This is a genomic window from Arthrobacter sp. Soil_N43 (genome assembly GCF_057655195.1).
The window spans coordinates 38,018-50,920 of record NZ_JBDGML010000099.1 but is presented as its reverse complement, the minus strand read 5'-3'; the positions used below and the strand labels follow the sequence as shown (position 1 = coordinate 50,920).

Sequence of the window (12,903 nt, the reverse complement as noted above, 5' to 3'; positions counted from 1 at the left end):
CCGCGAAATCATCCGCGAGAACGAACCGGATCCGGACCGCAGGCCCGGCATCCACGTCGGCTGACCCAAACGCGCACGTGAAAAGGAACCAGTTGAGGTCGCGCAGCGGCAGTCCAGGCCCGGACCAGGGCAACGCCCTTGATCTCAAAGGCATTCCCTGGAACGGCGCACCCAAGGCACGGCGGCCGGAGAGCGCGGTCAGGCGGGCGCTGCTCCACCCGGTCCGCTCGGTGCCGCTGGCATTCTTGGCAGTCATCATGCTCGGCGCCGGGCTGCTGATGCTGCCGGTGTCGCGCACCGGAGCGGATGCCGACGTTCTGTTGCCGGCCCTGTTCACCTCCGTATCGGCTGTGTGCGTCACCGGACTCATCACCGTGGACACGGCCACGTTCTGGACGCCGTTCGGCCAGGCCGTCATTCTGATCCTCATCCAGGCCGGAGGGTTCGGGATCATGACCCTGGCAACCCTCCTGGCGTTGCTGGTCCGCAAGAGCATCGGCCTGCGCGGCCAGCTGGTCGCCCAAACGGAGACCCACACGCTGAACCTGGGCGACGTCCGGGCCGTGCTGTTCCGCGTCGCGAAGATCATGCTCCTGTTCGAAGCGGCCACGGCCGCGGTGCTGACGGGCCGCTTCTGGATCGCCTACGATCAGAACCCCGCCGCTGCGCTGTGGCACGGCACGTTCCACGCGGTCTCGGCGTTCAACAATGCGGGCTTTTCGCTCTACAGCGACAACCTCATCGGCCTTGCCGAGGACGGGTGGATCATCATTCCCATCTGCACCGCGATTATCGCCGGAGGACTGGGATTCCCGGTGATCATCCAGCTGATGCGCGGCGAGATCAGGGTAAAGGACTGGAGCGTGCACCTCCGCCTGACCGTCTACGGCACGCTGCTGCTCCTGGCTGTCGGCATCGGGCTCTTCGGAGCCTTCGAATGGAACAGGGACGAAACCCTCGGACCGATGTCCTTCCAGGGCAAACTGCTGGGCGCCCTCGCCGGCGGCGTCTTCCCGCGCACTGCAGGGTTCAACAGCATCGACTACGGGGCCGCGGCGCCCGAAACCCTCATGGTCACGAATGTCCTGATGTTCATCGGCGGCGGCAGCGCAGGCACGGCCGGCGGCATCAAGGTCACCACGTTCCTGGTGCTGGGCTTTGCCATCTGGAACGAAGTCCGCGGCCGCGACCACGTCACCATCGCCCACCGCTCCATCAGCTCTTCGTCACAGCGCCAAGCACTCTCCGTGGCGCTGCTCGGTGTTGCTGCCGTCATCAGCGGCACCATGCTCCTGCTCATGTTCACGGACTACAGCCTTGAAAAAGTACTCTTCGAGTCCATCTCAGCCTTCGCCACTGTCGGAATGAGCACCGGCATCACCTTCAACATTCCGCCCTCCGCACAGTGGGTCCTCATGGCCCTGATGTTCATCGGCCGTATCGGCACCATCACCGTCGCCTCGGCCCTCGCCCTGTCATCCCGGCCGCGCCTCTTCCAGCTCCCCGAGGAACGGCCCATCATCGGCTAGCCCCCGCCAAGCTTCGGCAGAGGGCGCGGAGCGCTGCGTGCAGCGCGGAAAGGAATGCTTCTTGCTCAACCGATGATGGGTCGTTCGTCGGGGTAGCGGTAGAGCTGATCGCGTTGGCGGAGGGCGAGGGCCGCTGCGAAGGTGATGGGTCCTAGTCGGCCGGCGAACATCAGGGCTGCAAGGATGTATTTGCCTTCCGGAGGCAGCTCCGGGCTGAGCCCGACGCTGAGTCCGCAGGTGGCAAAGCCCGCGATGACTTCAAAGAGGATGCGGTCCATGGGCGCGTCAGTGACGACCATGAGCATGCCAGTTCCGACGAGGACGATGGTCGCTCCGAGGAAGGTGACGCTGATGGCGACGCGCAGGGCGTCCTCGGGGATGGTGCGGGTGAAGACGCTGACGTTCTTCGTTCCCCTGGCTTCGGCCACAATGGCGAGGAACAGTATGGCCAGGGTGGTGACTTTGATTCCCCCCGCCGTGGAGGCTGACCCGCCTCCGGCGAACATCAGAGCATCTGTGCTCAAGAGCGTGACGGTGTTGGATGCAGCGGTGTCAACGAGGTTGAACCCGCCGGAGCGCATCATGACGGAGGCGAAGATGGCATTGAGTATTTTCTCGCCTGGGCTCATGGTCGCGATCGTGTTCTCATTGGACCATTCCATGGCCGCCCAGAGGATGGCGCCCAGGACAAGAAGGATCAGGGACACCGACACGGTAAGGCGGGTGTGCAGGTTCCACTCCCGGATGTTCCATCCAACGGCCCGGAACACCACGAAAACCGGGAAACCGAGACTGCCGATGAAAACCCCTGCCATCAGTGGGATCAGAATCCACAAATCAGTGGTGTAGGCGGCAAGCCCGTCCGCGTGGGACACGAATCCGGCGTTGTTAAAGGCCGATATAGCGTAGAAGACTCCATGCCACAGACCCTCGGTCCACGATTCCTCAACGATGATGAACCGGGGAATGAGGAACACGGCCAGGGCGAGTTCCAGCGTCAGGGTGGTCACGACCACGGTTCGTAGGAGGTTCCCCACTTCGCCAAGCCTCTGAGCGTCCACACCCAGACTCTGTTGAGCCAGAAGTTTGCTGCGCACACCCAGCTGCCGTGTCACCGCCTTCGTCAGCAGGGCAGCCAACGTCACGATGCCCAGCCCGCCGGTCTGGATTGCGGCCAGAATGACGGCCTCACCGAAAAAGGACCAATGTTCCGCAGTATTGACCGTGACCAGGCCTGTCACGGTCACCGCGGACACGGCGACGAACACCGCGTCGTGGAGTGGCGTCGTTTGACCCTGCGCCGTGGAAACCGGCAGCGTCAGAAAAAACGTAAAAAACAGGGTAACCAGAGCGTATGCGGTGAGAGCGAGCCGCGCAGGGGCATACTTTGCCATCCGGTCCAGTGCATTGCTCAACGCAATTCCCGGACGGCGGAGGTTCTTCCTTAGCTCCTCGGTCCATTGGCTGTCCGTGCTCGACATGTCGGTTTCCCTGTCGTGCGGTTTCAGTTCTGGTAAGTGTCAGTCAACCACACGGAAAGTGCTGCCAACACAGGGATTCGCTTGAACCCCTTGCGCGGCCACTACTCAGTGATACTATTTAGCGGTAGTCAGCAACACTAAGTAGTTGAGGGAGGGTTCCATGGGCAAACAGATGACCGAGATGCTCAAGGGCACGCTCGAGGGGATCGTCCTCGCGATCCTGGCCGCGCGGCCGGCATACGGCTACGAGATCACGGCCCGGCTGCGCGAACAGGGCTTCTCCGACATCGTCGAGGGCACCGTCTATGCGCTGCTTGTCAGGATCGAGCAGCGCGGCCTCGTGGACGTGGCGAAGGTCCCATCCGAGAAGGGGCCGCCGCGCAAGGTCTACACGCTGAACGCACTGGGCGGCGAGTACCTCGAAGAATTCTGGAAGACCTGGACGTTCCTCGCAGAACGGATCGAAAAGCTGCACCACCACATCGAAAACCCGCAGGAAGAAGGAGCGTAATCATGGCGGCAAAGTGGATCGAAGCCCTCACCGGGTCGCTCGAGCAGAAGAAGCAGTACAGGCAGTACAAGGCCCGCATCGCGGCCCTCCCCGAGCCCTACGGCACCGCCGCGAAGGCGTTCGAGCGGTACTTTATGTATTACGGCGGCGTCACTGACGGCGACACCCTCGTCAGGATGTTCGGCGACTTCGCCGACCTCTGGGAGCGCGCCGCCGTCGACGGAACGCCGGTGAGCGCGATCGTCGGCGACGACCCCGTCGAGTTCGCCGAGACGTTCACCCAGGCCTACGGCGGTACGCGCTGGATCGACAAGGAGCGCGCACGCCTGGTGAAGGCGATCGAGAATGCCCAGCAGGAGGAAACGAGATGACCGCGGAAGCAGCCATCCGCGTCCAGGGCATCGAGAAGTCGTTCAAGGACCTGCACGTGCTGCGGGGCGTCGACTTCGACGTGAGGGCGGGGAGCATCTTCGCACTGCTCGGCTCGAACGGTGCGGGCAAGACCACGCTGGTGCGGATCCTGTCGACGCTGCTGAAGGCCGACGCCGGCACCGCGACGGTTCGCGGCTTCGACGTCGCCGCACAGCCCGATGACGTGCGCGAGGCGATCAGCCTGACCGGACAGTTCGCCGCCGTCGATGAAGTGCTCACCGGCCGGGAGAACCTCGTGCTCGTCGCCAGGTTGCGCCACCTGGAGAACCCGGGGGCGATCGCCGACGACCTGTTGGCCCGCTTCTCGCTCACCGACGCAGGGAACCGCAAGGCGTCGACGTACTCGGGCGGCATGCGACGCCGGCTCGACATCGCGATGAGCCTGATCGGGAACCCGCCGATCATCTTCCTCGATGAACCGACGACGGGCCTCGACCCCCAGGCGCGCATCGAGGTGTGGCAGACCGTCAAGGACCTCGCCGGCCAGGGAACGACCGTGCTGCTCACGACGCAGTACCTCGACGAGGCCGAACAGCTTGCCGACCGCATCGCGATCCTGCACAAGGGCACGATCATCCAGAACGGGACCCTCAGCGAACTCAAGCGGCTTCTCCCGCCCGCCACGGTCGAATACGTCGAGAAGCAGCCCTCCCTCGAGGACGTCTTCCTCGCCCTCGTCGGTGACACCGGCGGGACCGACAACGACGACGGCGACCGCACCGCCGTCGACGACCGCACCGACGACGGCGGCCGCACCGCCGTCGACGACCGCACCGATGGTGCCGTCCCGGCACGAAAGGAAGCCCGATGACCGCGAACGTCCTCGGCGACACCGGCGTCCTGACGGGCCGCTCGCTGCGCCACATCCTCCGCAGCCCCGACACGATCATCACTACGGCGGTCACCCCGATCGCGCTGATGCTGCTGTTCGTGTATGTGTTCGGCGGCGCGATCAATACCGGATCCGGCGAGTCGTACGTCAACTACATGCTCCCCGGCATCCTGCTCATCACCATCGCGTCCGGCGTCGCGTATACCGCGTACCGGCTGTTCCTCGACATGCAGGGCGGCATCTTCGAACGCTTCCAGTCCATGCCGATCGCGAGGTCGAGTGTGCTCTGGGCGCACGTGCTCACCTCCCTGGCCGCGAATCTGGTCTCGGTCGCGCTCGTCACCGGCGTCGCGCTGATCATGGGGTTCCGCACCGGAGCATCCGGGGCCGCCTGGCTCGCCGTCGCCGGCATCCTGGTCCTGTTCACCCTCGCGCTGACCTGGATCGCCGTGATCGCCGGGCTCTCGGCCAAGACTGTCGACGGCGCGAGCGCGTTCAGCTACCCGCTGATCTTCCTGCCATTCATCAGCTCGGCGTTCGCGCCCACCGACTCGATGCCCGGCCCGGTCGCATGGTTTGCCGAGAACCAGCCCGTGACCTCCATCGTGAACTCCATCCGGGCCCTGTTCGCCCAGGAACCCGTCGGCAGTGACATCTGGATCGCCCTCGCCTGGCTGGTCGGCATTCTCGCCGTCGCCTACGCCTTCGCGAACGCCAGCTACCGCCGCAAGATCAGCTGATCTGATTCGCACCCGGCACAGCAGTCATCGTCTTTCTCAGCATGGCCGTCACCGGTGTGCGGGATGGCGCAGCAGGCCTCGCCCCGCCAGGCGTTGATGCCTTCCCGGACGGCAATACCGGCGATCACTAGGGCTGCACCGGCGTCCGCCCACCACCAGCCCAGGGCGCTGTTCAGAACCAGCCCGACCAGCAGGACAGCGGAGAGGTAGGTGCACAGCAGTGTCTGCTTGGAGTCGGCCACGGCTGTCCGGGAACCGAGTTCGCGCCCAGCCCGGCGCTGCGCCCAGGACAGCACAGGCATGCTCGCCAGGCTCAGCGCCGCGATCACGATGCCCGGGGTTGAATGCTGCGCCTCTTCCCCGCCTGACAGGGCCCGGACGGCGTCCACGGTCACGAACGCGGCGAGGGCGAAAAAGGAGACGGCGATGATCCGCAAAGTCAGGTGCTCACGCCGCTCCGGGTCTTTGGCGGAGAACTGCCAGGACAGCGCCAGGGCGGAAGTCACCTCAATGACCGAGTCCAGCCCGAAGCCGATCAGCGCCGAGGAGTCGGCGACGCCGCCGGCCCATAGCGCCACTACGGCCTCGACGAGGTTGTAGGTGATGGTCGCGGCAGCGAATATCCGGATCCTGAGGCTCAGCACGGCGCGGCGTTCCGGGCTTGGTGCGTGCAGCAGCGCCGTCATGCGAAGCACTCCCCGTCGGGGGCGCAGCAGGCCGGGTCCACCGCGAGGACAACACCAATCAGGTCCCTGATTGCATGGCCCAGCCGGGCGTCCGCGAGTTCATACCGGCTCCGCCGCCCGTCCGGAACGGCGACGACCAGGCCGCAGCCGCGCAGGCACGTCAGGTGGTTGGACATGCTCTGCCGGGACACCCCCAGGGAGTCGGCCAGGTCCGAGGGATAGGACGGGGCGTCGGAGAGTGCCAGCAGGATCCGGGCGCGGGTAGGGTCCGACACCGCGTAGCCGAACCTGGCCAGCACAGGAGCCTGAGTGAGCGTTTCCATGGCCCAAAAGTACATCTCCAGTGTATTCACGCAACGGTGTATCCAAGGCACCGACTTCCGAAGGTTCCCCCGCGGCTCCGACGCGGGGCCGCTGGCGGGTGGCCGCCCGGCCTCCGTGTAGACGTCCTATAGACAAGAGAGTGTCAAAAATTGTTATCAGAGGCCTGAAGGAGAAGATGGCTGAATGGACATTGCCGATCACTTCGCCCTCCAGTCAGGATCCGCACCCTTGGCATCAGGCCGGTTGGGTAAATTGACCGTTACCGATCTAGGCATGGTTCGAATTCCTTCTGGGAATCTAGGCGCAGGCGACCCGTTCGCTTATCTTGAGGATCCGGTCATCGTCCAGATTCCTCCCGGCGATTATCCGGTTTACGTAACTGTGGCTGATGTGTCGGACGAGCAAGATGGCTCCCATATGAGGGAGGCTTACCTTTCGCTGGTTATTTCCGACGCCACGGCAACGCAGGTCGAAGCAGCACCGAGCGTGGACGGCCCGCCTCCGACGGGGGAGTTCTTCGGTGTCACTGTTGACGCTGGAACGGTTGCTTTTGTTGATGCTGATTCGGTCAGTAGGTGCATGCCGGAGGACGGTAGCTCTTGGTACGACGATGTCTTCGATCCGGACGATGATCCGCGTTCCTGGTTTGCGGTCATGGATGCGGACAAACCGCTCCCATCAGGGCTGGCCAATCTGGTGATGCCGCGGGCAACCGCCGGAGAGAACGTCGTGCTCGCCCACTCCGGGTGGGGAGATGGCTTTTACCCGGTGCTTCAAACGAAGGACGCCGAGGGTCGAGTCACAGGCATCCATATCGATTTGGGAGTCGTGGGAAAATTTGAGGAGGAGCCTAGCGTGAAAACTGCTGGGACACCTGTTCCTTCCGGAAATTCCGATCAGTCATCTAGCAAGGGCTGGCTTTCCAAGCTGCTCGGTCGATGAGGCTCCGGCCTAGTGCCAACTGCCAGATCCCGTTTGGGGCTGTAGTAGATCTCGCGGGCTATGAAGCCTTTAAGGCAGCGGATGGCATCTGCTGACGAATGCCCTTGTGCCCTTTCCGGTCCCTCTAGGCCTGGGATCTCGAGTCATATCGGAGACGCCAGATCGCAATGAGGTAGATGACTCTGTTGGCTTGCCGGTTGCCTCCTCGGTGCAGTCTCATGCGATGAGATTTCCCAGACGAGACAGGGAGGGTGCGACGCCGCAGAGTCTGGCGAAAGCGGCTTCGTTCCGGAAACGCTCGAAGTTCTCGCCGGCGGTAATAAGCAGTTGAGCGACGCTGACGGGGCCGACTTGGGGCCGTGCCAGGGTGTTCGGTGCCACGGCTGAGACCAGCTGGATAGGATGCAGATCTCCTCCTAGACAGAAACACACAGCAACTGTGTCGATCGTCGCGATGCGGGTTAGTCAAGACCTGCTCCCCTGCCACCCTCTCATTCTCCTCAGGTGCATGCGGGGGATGTGTCAACGAACGGGGCGTACGGGAAAGTAGGTCATCGCGAAATGATGCCCCCGAAACGTCGGCGCAACATGCGGGCCGCATCCTGAAAGTGCGTCGTTTGGCGATGCACCGGCCGGCGCAGGCGCCGGCCGGTGCACCAAACGCCTGCCTGCATGGGTCACGGCGCCTGGAGCGCCACGGGGGACGGAGCCCGCATTGAAGGAATCACCTGCGCCACGGATCACCAGCTGCCGCGACCTCGCTGCCGGCGACGTCATCGAGGCCCGCTACAACGGCCTCCTGTACTACGCCGGGAAAGTCACCGAGACAGTGCCTGTCCTGGGCATGTTTTGGATCCTCGACTTCCGCACCGGAACCCGGAGACTCGTGGACCCGCTGGCGTTTGAAGTGGTCCGTGTGCCCCAGCCAGCCCCGGACGTACTGCCGTAGCACCCCCCGCCGGAAACGCCCGGGCGCGGTGATTGCCACCGGTCCGTTTGCTCTGTACTTTTAGCTCACAGCGATCTTTCGGGCGGTATCCAGATAACTCTGGGGTCTCGCCGCCTTGCACCGGATGATCAGCAGTATGAGCGTCTCACCTGCTTGGACAGTCCGGTCCCACGGAGGAAACCACAAGGGGCCCGTTCTACCGCGCGCTGAACTCCGTGGGGGCGGTCCCTGCGGCCGCTTCGTTTCAGGAGACGCATAACCTATGACCTCTGTATCAAAATGGGTCGCCGCCGGGTCGTCAGCAGCAGTCTTTGCCGGGGGGCTTCTGATCGCTGCGCCGATGGCCGCTGCGGCCCCGGGTGACGCCGCCTGCCTTGAGGCGTCGGTCCAGTTCGAGGCGGCCCTCGGGGCCGCAGGGATCACCGAGACCAGCGTTGCCGACATTGAGGCAGCCTCCGAAGCCGCTGCGGCCGCCGAAGCAACGTACGTTGCGCTTGTTAGCGCAGCCGGTGCCGGTCCCAGGGCAGCCCTCGAGGACGCCATGGCTGACCTTGCGACCGCCCGCGCCGCCGCGGTGGCAGCGGACGCGGCGAAAGACCAGGCCGAGGCCTCCGGCAACGCGGCGGCGATCGAGGCCGCCAAAGATGCCCACGACGCAGCGGAGGCCGCGGAAGAGGCTGCCGAGGTAGCAGTACGGGACCTCGAGGAGGCGTACACCGCGGCCATCAGCACCCCGGAAATCCTGGAGGCCCAGGGAGCGCTCGACCTCGCCGTCGAGGCTGTCCAAGATGCACTGGCCGCAGTCTCCCTGGACGAAGCCTCGGCCGAGAATCTGATGGGCCTCTTCCAGGCCTTCCTGGCAGCCTGCAATCCGGATGCCATCGGCGTTGACCCGGTAGGCACCCCGGTTGTCACTCCCCCGGTCGGCGCCCCGGTCAACGCTTCGGAAAGCACGACGCCGGCAGTCGCCAACCCGGTCGGCGCACCTCCCGCCGGCACAGGTACCGCCAAGACTGCGGCGGTGGCCACGAACAAGGGCCTGAACATCCAGACGGCCGCGGTGGCCGAGCCCGGCGTCCACCCAGGCCTGGCGTTGCTGGCCGGCCTGCTCGCAGCCGGCATTGCCGTGCCGGCCGCCGTGGCGCTGAGGATGCGCCGCCTGGAGCGCAGCCGCAACTAGTGGAATCGAGAACGGAAACACGTCCGGCCGCCCGCCGCCGCGTCGGCAGGCGCTGGCTTGCCGCGTCCGCAGTGGCCGCCGCGGGGCTGGCGGCTGCCCTGTTCCTGTTCCCGCCCGATGCCGGCGGCAGCTCCGCCGTCGTCCCTTCCGGCGCTGCATCGTCCGCGAGCGCGGCGGCCGCCCCAACCCCTCGCGCTTCTGCTGCCCCGCCCGCGGCGAAAGTGGCCGTGCCGGCCGCCGCGGCGCCAACCGGGCTCTCGATCAAAGCGGCGGGCATCGACGTCAAGATTCTTCCCCTGACGCCCAGCACCGACGAACTGTCCTCGCAGTCCCTCGTTCCGCCGCTGACGCTGGACGCCTACTGGCTGACCGGCTACGGCACGCCGGGCGCCGGCTCAACGAACACGACGTACATCGCAGGGCACAGCTGGGACGGCAAGGATGCGCCGTTCAACCGGCTCAGCGAGGAGTCCCTCGTGGGCAAGGCCGTCACGGTAACCACGGCAAAGGGGACGCTGGACTACACGGTGGATTCGGTGGCCACGTACGGCAAGAACACGCTCAAGGACAGCGACATCTGGAACGTGGTGCCCAACAGGATTGTCCTGATCAGCTGCTACACCGAGGACCCCTGGGGCAAGAACGTGGTGGTCACGGCCTCCCCAGCGCCCCGCTGAGCACCAAGCCCCGACGCTCCCTCACATCCCGCCGCCCAAACCCCAACCCTCCCTCACATCCCGCCACCCAAACCCCAACCCTCCCTCACATCCCGCCACCCAAAACCCGACCCTCCCTCACATCCCGCCGGCCTAACCGGCCAGTTCAGCTCTTCTGAACCGCAGTTCACGCTGGCTGCCGCGCAGGACGGAGCCGCTGAAGGGGAGGACATCGAGGTCAATGGCGGCGGCGGCCGCCAGGGCGATGGCGTTGGCCGACGCGGCGGCGCGAACGGGCAGGCCGATGCTGTCCGCGAACTCGGCCCAGTGCCGCGACCGGAGGTTCTTGGTCTTTCCGGCGAGGGGCAGTGCCATCGTGTCGTCCCCGTACAAAAGGGTGCACGGGACGTCGTAGATTGGGGCGGCTGAAAACCCCTTGGTGCGGCCGCCTAGGACGGCAACATTCTTGGCGTGGAGGTCGCCGTTGCCTGTGAGCCAGGCGAAGAGGAACTGCAGATAGAGATTGCGCACGGCCACGAGCGGCGCCTTGCAGTGTCCCGCTAGGGCCAGGACCACTTCTTCCGAATTGATCGCATACTTGGAGGCCGGCGGCAGGCCCAGAACCTGGGTCCCGTCTTCCAGCGGCAGGCGCAGCCAGGTGCCGTCCGGGGCCTGGGCGCGATCGAATCGCTCCACGAGCAGGCCGGGCAGGCCGTTCCTGTCGGAAATGACAGAGCTTGCTGCCACCGGAATCTTCAGCGCCTTGGCCGCACCCAGGTGGACGGCTTCGTTCTCCACCAGGTGTGGGTGCTCTGGCGGATCAAGCTTCAGCAAGTACCTGCGTCCCCGCATGGTGAGGGGCGTGGTCATCATCGAAGCGCTGGCTTTTGTCTGCACGCCGGGAAGGCTGTGCTGGTCGACGGCGTTGGCCAATGCGGAAAAGTCCAGCTCACCGGGCTGCGAGGGATCGGCCAGCGCAGGGGTATCTTCCGGAAATTGGCCTGCGGGAACCACCTGGACGTCCCCAGGCACGTCCGAGCCGACCGCCAGCAGCAACGTCATTTCATCGCTGAAGCTCGTCTTGATGGCGTTCTTCAGCACAGTCAGCCGGTGGCCTTCAGGGAGCAGGCCAGCGAAAAAGGCCGGGACCGCACCCGCAGGCGTCTCGACGGCGTCCCCGGACAAGGGCAGGGAAAACGCCACCGCAGCGTAGCCGCCTGCCAGGTACTCCGGCGTGTACTGAAAGGCCACACCTCCCCTGTCCGTGCGCGTCAGGTGCCCGGCCAGGACACCGTCCTTGTACACATCCGCTGCCTTGATGAACTTGAGCTGCTGCAGGTCATCGGGCATCAGCGCACCGCCACGTGCAGTCCCAGGACGTTCGCCGCTGCCACCACTGCCTTCAGTGAGGGGTTGCCGGTGCCCGTTTCAATCGCCCGGATAGTGCGCTGGGATGTTCCGGCCAGGTGCGCCAGATCTTCCTGGGATAGTCCTGCGTCTTTTCGGGCACTCCGGATGCCGGCACCTATTAAGGCAAAGTCGTCCACCAGTCTCCTTCCGGCAATATCCTGCCGATACAGGCTCACCTATTCCCAAGGATCCCCGAAAAGAGCACGTTAGGCAATATCTTGCCGCTTTCCGAAGTTTTCCCTTGCCAAGGCAGGGCTGGAGGGCTGGATCGGCAGCATATCGCCGGTTCGGCCTGCGGTGCCGTCGGCTTTACTGTCCGCGAGCGCCGAGGAACGCGTCCAGTGCCGCGAGGTCATCGGTGTTGATGTGGTCCACTCCTGCGTTGTGCAGCTCGGTCCAGACGGCGTCCCGCGCGGATCCTGCCTGGTCCGGGGTTGCCCAGAAGCGCACCCGGTAGCCCTTGGCGTGGGCCGCCTCGACGTAGGCATGCAGCTTGGCCCGCTCTGTTTCCGGCATCGGACCCACGCCCTGCCACGTGAACAGCTTGGTCCAGTTGTCGCTGACCAGCGGCATCAGTTCGGCGGCCGGGCCGGAGGCGAGGTCTGCGGAGCGGCCGTCGTAGAATCCGAAACGCTTCTCCGCCGCCTGCATCGTGGCCAGCGGACGGTTCCCGCTGATGACGGCGGTGACCGGACCTTCCGTGACATTGCCCTTGGCGAACCGGGTCATGAGCCGAGGGTGTTCGGCCAGTTCCTTCTCGATGGCCGCGTAGGTGGACTCGCCGTCGCTCTTGATGTCGATCAGCAGCTGGAGGCTCCCATCCCATCCGGGGTAAATGCTGTTGCCTTGCTGGCGGACCAGTTCGTCCAGCGGATCCAGGTAGAGGCTTTCGAGCGTGACGCCGGCACGCGTGTCCACCAGGTCGTGGGCCACACGGAGCTCGCCGTCCACGAGCCAGACGTCGGCCTCCACGCTGGTGAAGCCGTGTTTCAGCGCGTCGAGCAGCGGGCGGTCGTGCTCGTAGTCGTTGTGCGCGTGGGCCGCGGCGTGCGGTTCCCCAAGGACAACCTCGGGCGCCGAGGTTGCCGACGACGGGGCGGCGGCTCCGGTCAGTGCCGTGAGGGCGATGAGTGCGGTGACGGTGCTTTTGAACAGCACAGGGTTCTCCTTCAGTGCGGGATGGGGACGCCGTCCCGGTGCTCCCGGATAGGAAGGCACGACGGCGCGCCCA

The 12,903-nt window shown here is 65.2% G+C and carries 17 protein-coding genes; 9 read left to right on the top strand and 8 right to left on the bottom strand.

The genetic code is table 11. The annotated features are described in order from the left end of the window. A partial coding sequence (locus tag AC3A3W_RS13025; RefSeq protein ID WP_487443399.1) for a hypothetical protein occupies window positions 1–256 on the bottom strand: 256 nt, incomplete at its 3' end. On the opposite strand from AC3A3W_RS13025, the gene AC3A3W_RS13020 reads away from it, so the two are divergent. Then, entirely contained in the window at window positions 231–1,529 is a 1,299-nt protein-coding gene (locus tag AC3A3W_RS13020) for a TrkH family potassium uptake protein (protein WP_487443398.1), read from the top strand. The genes AC3A3W_RS13025 and AC3A3W_RS13020 overlap by 26 nt on opposite strands. Before the next feature lie 65 nt (window positions 1,530–1,594). Here the strand turns inward: AC3A3W_RS13020 and AC3A3W_RS13015 are convergent, their stop codons facing one another. Beyond that, window positions 1,595–3,010 (bottom strand): TrkH family potassium uptake protein, encoded by a 1,416-nt coding sequence (locus AC3A3W_RS13015; RefSeq protein ID WP_487443396.1) that lies wholly within the window; start codon window positions 3,008–3,010, stop codon window positions 1,595–1,597. A 160-nt stretch (window positions 3,011–3,170) separates the two neighbouring features. On the opposite strand from AC3A3W_RS13015, the gene AC3A3W_RS13010 reads away from it, so the two are divergent. Genes AC3A3W_RS13010 through AC3A3W_RS12995 form a run of 4 tightly spaced genes read left to right on the top strand, consistent with a single transcriptional unit; the run spans window position 3,171 to window position 5,525 of the window. Further along, window positions 3,171–3,521: a PadR family transcriptional regulator gene (locus AC3A3W_RS13010; protein WP_487443394.1), complete on the top strand. Its 351-nt coding sequence runs from the start codon at window positions 3,171–3,173 to the stop codon at window positions 3,519–3,521. 2 nt (window positions 3,522–3,523) lie between these two features. Next, complete coding sequence (locus tag AC3A3W_RS13005) at window positions 3,524–3,892, top strand: DUF1048 domain-containing protein (RefSeq protein WP_487443393.1); 369 nt, start codon at window positions 3,524–3,526, stop codon at window positions 3,890–3,892. Next, the gene (locus AC3A3W_RS13000) at window positions 3,889–4,764 is read left to right on the top strand and encodes an ABC transporter ATP-binding protein (RefSeq protein WP_487443391.1); all 876 of its coding nucleotides are present in this window, start codon (window positions 3,889–3,891) and stop codon (window positions 4,762–4,764) included. Before AC3A3W_RS13005 ends, AC3A3W_RS13000 begins: the two co-directional genes overlap by 4 nt. Beyond that, complete coding sequence (locus AC3A3W_RS12995; RefSeq protein WP_487443389.1) at window positions 4,761–5,525, top strand: ABC transporter permease; 765 nt, start codon at window positions 4,761–4,763, stop codon at window positions 5,523–5,525. The genes AC3A3W_RS13000 and AC3A3W_RS12995 overlap by 4 nt, the downstream gene beginning before the upstream one ends. Here AC3A3W_RS12995 and AC3A3W_RS12990 read toward each other — a convergent pair. Together AC3A3W_RS12990 and AC3A3W_RS12985 are read right to left on the bottom strand one after the other, a co-directional pair. Next, window positions 5,504–6,211 carry a cation diffusion facilitator family transporter gene (locus AC3A3W_RS12990; RefSeq protein WP_487443387.1) on the bottom strand — a complete coding sequence of 236 codons (708 nt, stop codon included), beginning with the start codon at window positions 6,209–6,211 and terminating at the stop codon, window positions 5,504–5,506. The genes AC3A3W_RS12995 and AC3A3W_RS12990 overlap by 22 nt on opposite strands. After that, window positions 6,208–6,534 carry an ArsR/SmtB family transcription factor gene (locus tag AC3A3W_RS12985; RefSeq protein ID WP_487443385.1) on the bottom strand — a complete coding sequence of 109 codons (327 nt, stop codon included), beginning with the start codon at window positions 6,532–6,534 and terminating at the stop codon, window positions 6,208–6,210. Before AC3A3W_RS12985 ends, AC3A3W_RS12990 begins: the two co-directional genes overlap by 4 nt. A 184-nt stretch (window positions 6,535–6,718) precedes the next feature. Between AC3A3W_RS12985 and AC3A3W_RS12980 the strand changes: the two genes are divergently transcribed. Further along, window positions 6,719–7,477: a DUF4241 domain-containing protein gene (locus AC3A3W_RS12980; protein ID WP_487443384.1), complete on the top strand. Its 759-nt coding sequence runs from the start codon at window positions 6,719–6,721 to the stop codon at window positions 7,475–7,477. 216 nt (window positions 7,478–7,693) lie between these two features. Here the strand turns inward: AC3A3W_RS12980 and AC3A3W_RS12975 are convergent, their stop codons facing one another. Beyond that, the gene (locus AC3A3W_RS12975; RefSeq protein ID WP_487443382.1) at window positions 7,694–7,858 is read right to left on the bottom strand and encodes a transposase; all 165 of its coding nucleotides are present in this window, start codon (window positions 7,856–7,858) and stop codon (window positions 7,694–7,696) included. A gap of 334 nt (window positions 7,859–8,192) precedes the next feature. Here AC3A3W_RS12975 and AC3A3W_RS12970 point away from each other — a divergent pair, with 334 nt between their 5' ends. From AC3A3W_RS12970 to AC3A3W_RS12960, 3 genes are all read left to right on the top strand, one after another. Then, window positions 8,193–8,426 carry a hypothetical protein gene (locus AC3A3W_RS12970; RefSeq protein WP_487443380.1) on the top strand — a complete coding sequence of 78 codons (234 nt, stop codon included), beginning with the start codon at window positions 8,193–8,195 and terminating at the stop codon, window positions 8,424–8,426. Window positions 8,427–8,688: 262 nt separating this feature from the next. Continuing rightward, on the top strand, window positions 8,689–9,606 hold the full coding sequence (locus AC3A3W_RS12965) for a hypothetical protein (protein ID WP_487443378.1): 918 nt from the start codon (window positions 8,689–8,691) through the stop codon (window positions 9,604–9,606). After that, window positions 9,606–10,283: a class F sortase gene (locus AC3A3W_RS12960; protein WP_487443376.1), complete on the top strand. Its 678-nt coding sequence runs from the start codon at window positions 9,606–9,608 to the stop codon at window positions 10,281–10,283. The genes AC3A3W_RS12965 and AC3A3W_RS12960 overlap by 1 nt, the downstream gene beginning before the upstream one ends. A gap of 132 nt (window positions 10,284–10,415) precedes the next feature. Here AC3A3W_RS12960 and AC3A3W_RS12955 read toward each other — a convergent pair whose 3' ends face one another. The 3 genes from AC3A3W_RS12955 to AC3A3W_RS12945 form a co-directional block, all read right to left on the bottom strand. Next, the gene (locus AC3A3W_RS12955; RefSeq protein ID WP_487443374.1) at window positions 10,416–11,612 is read right to left on the bottom strand and encodes a type II toxin-antitoxin system HipA family toxin; all 1,197 of its coding nucleotides are present in this window, start codon (window positions 11,610–11,612) and stop codon (window positions 10,416–10,418) included. Continuing rightward, window positions 11,612–11,809 (bottom strand): helix-turn-helix transcriptional regulator, encoded by a 198-nt coding sequence (locus AC3A3W_RS12950; protein WP_487443372.1) that lies wholly within the window; start codon window positions 11,807–11,809, stop codon window positions 11,612–11,614. The genes AC3A3W_RS12955 and AC3A3W_RS12950 overlap by 1 nt, the downstream gene beginning before the upstream one ends. 172 nt (window positions 11,810–11,981) lie before the next feature. Then, window positions 11,982–12,830: a phosphatidylinositol-specific phospholipase C/glycerophosphodiester phosphodiesterase family protein gene (locus AC3A3W_RS12945; RefSeq protein ID WP_487443370.1), complete on the bottom strand. Its 849-nt coding sequence runs from the start codon at window positions 12,828–12,830 to the stop codon at window positions 11,982–11,984. Window positions 12,831–12,903: the final 73 nt, after the last annotated feature.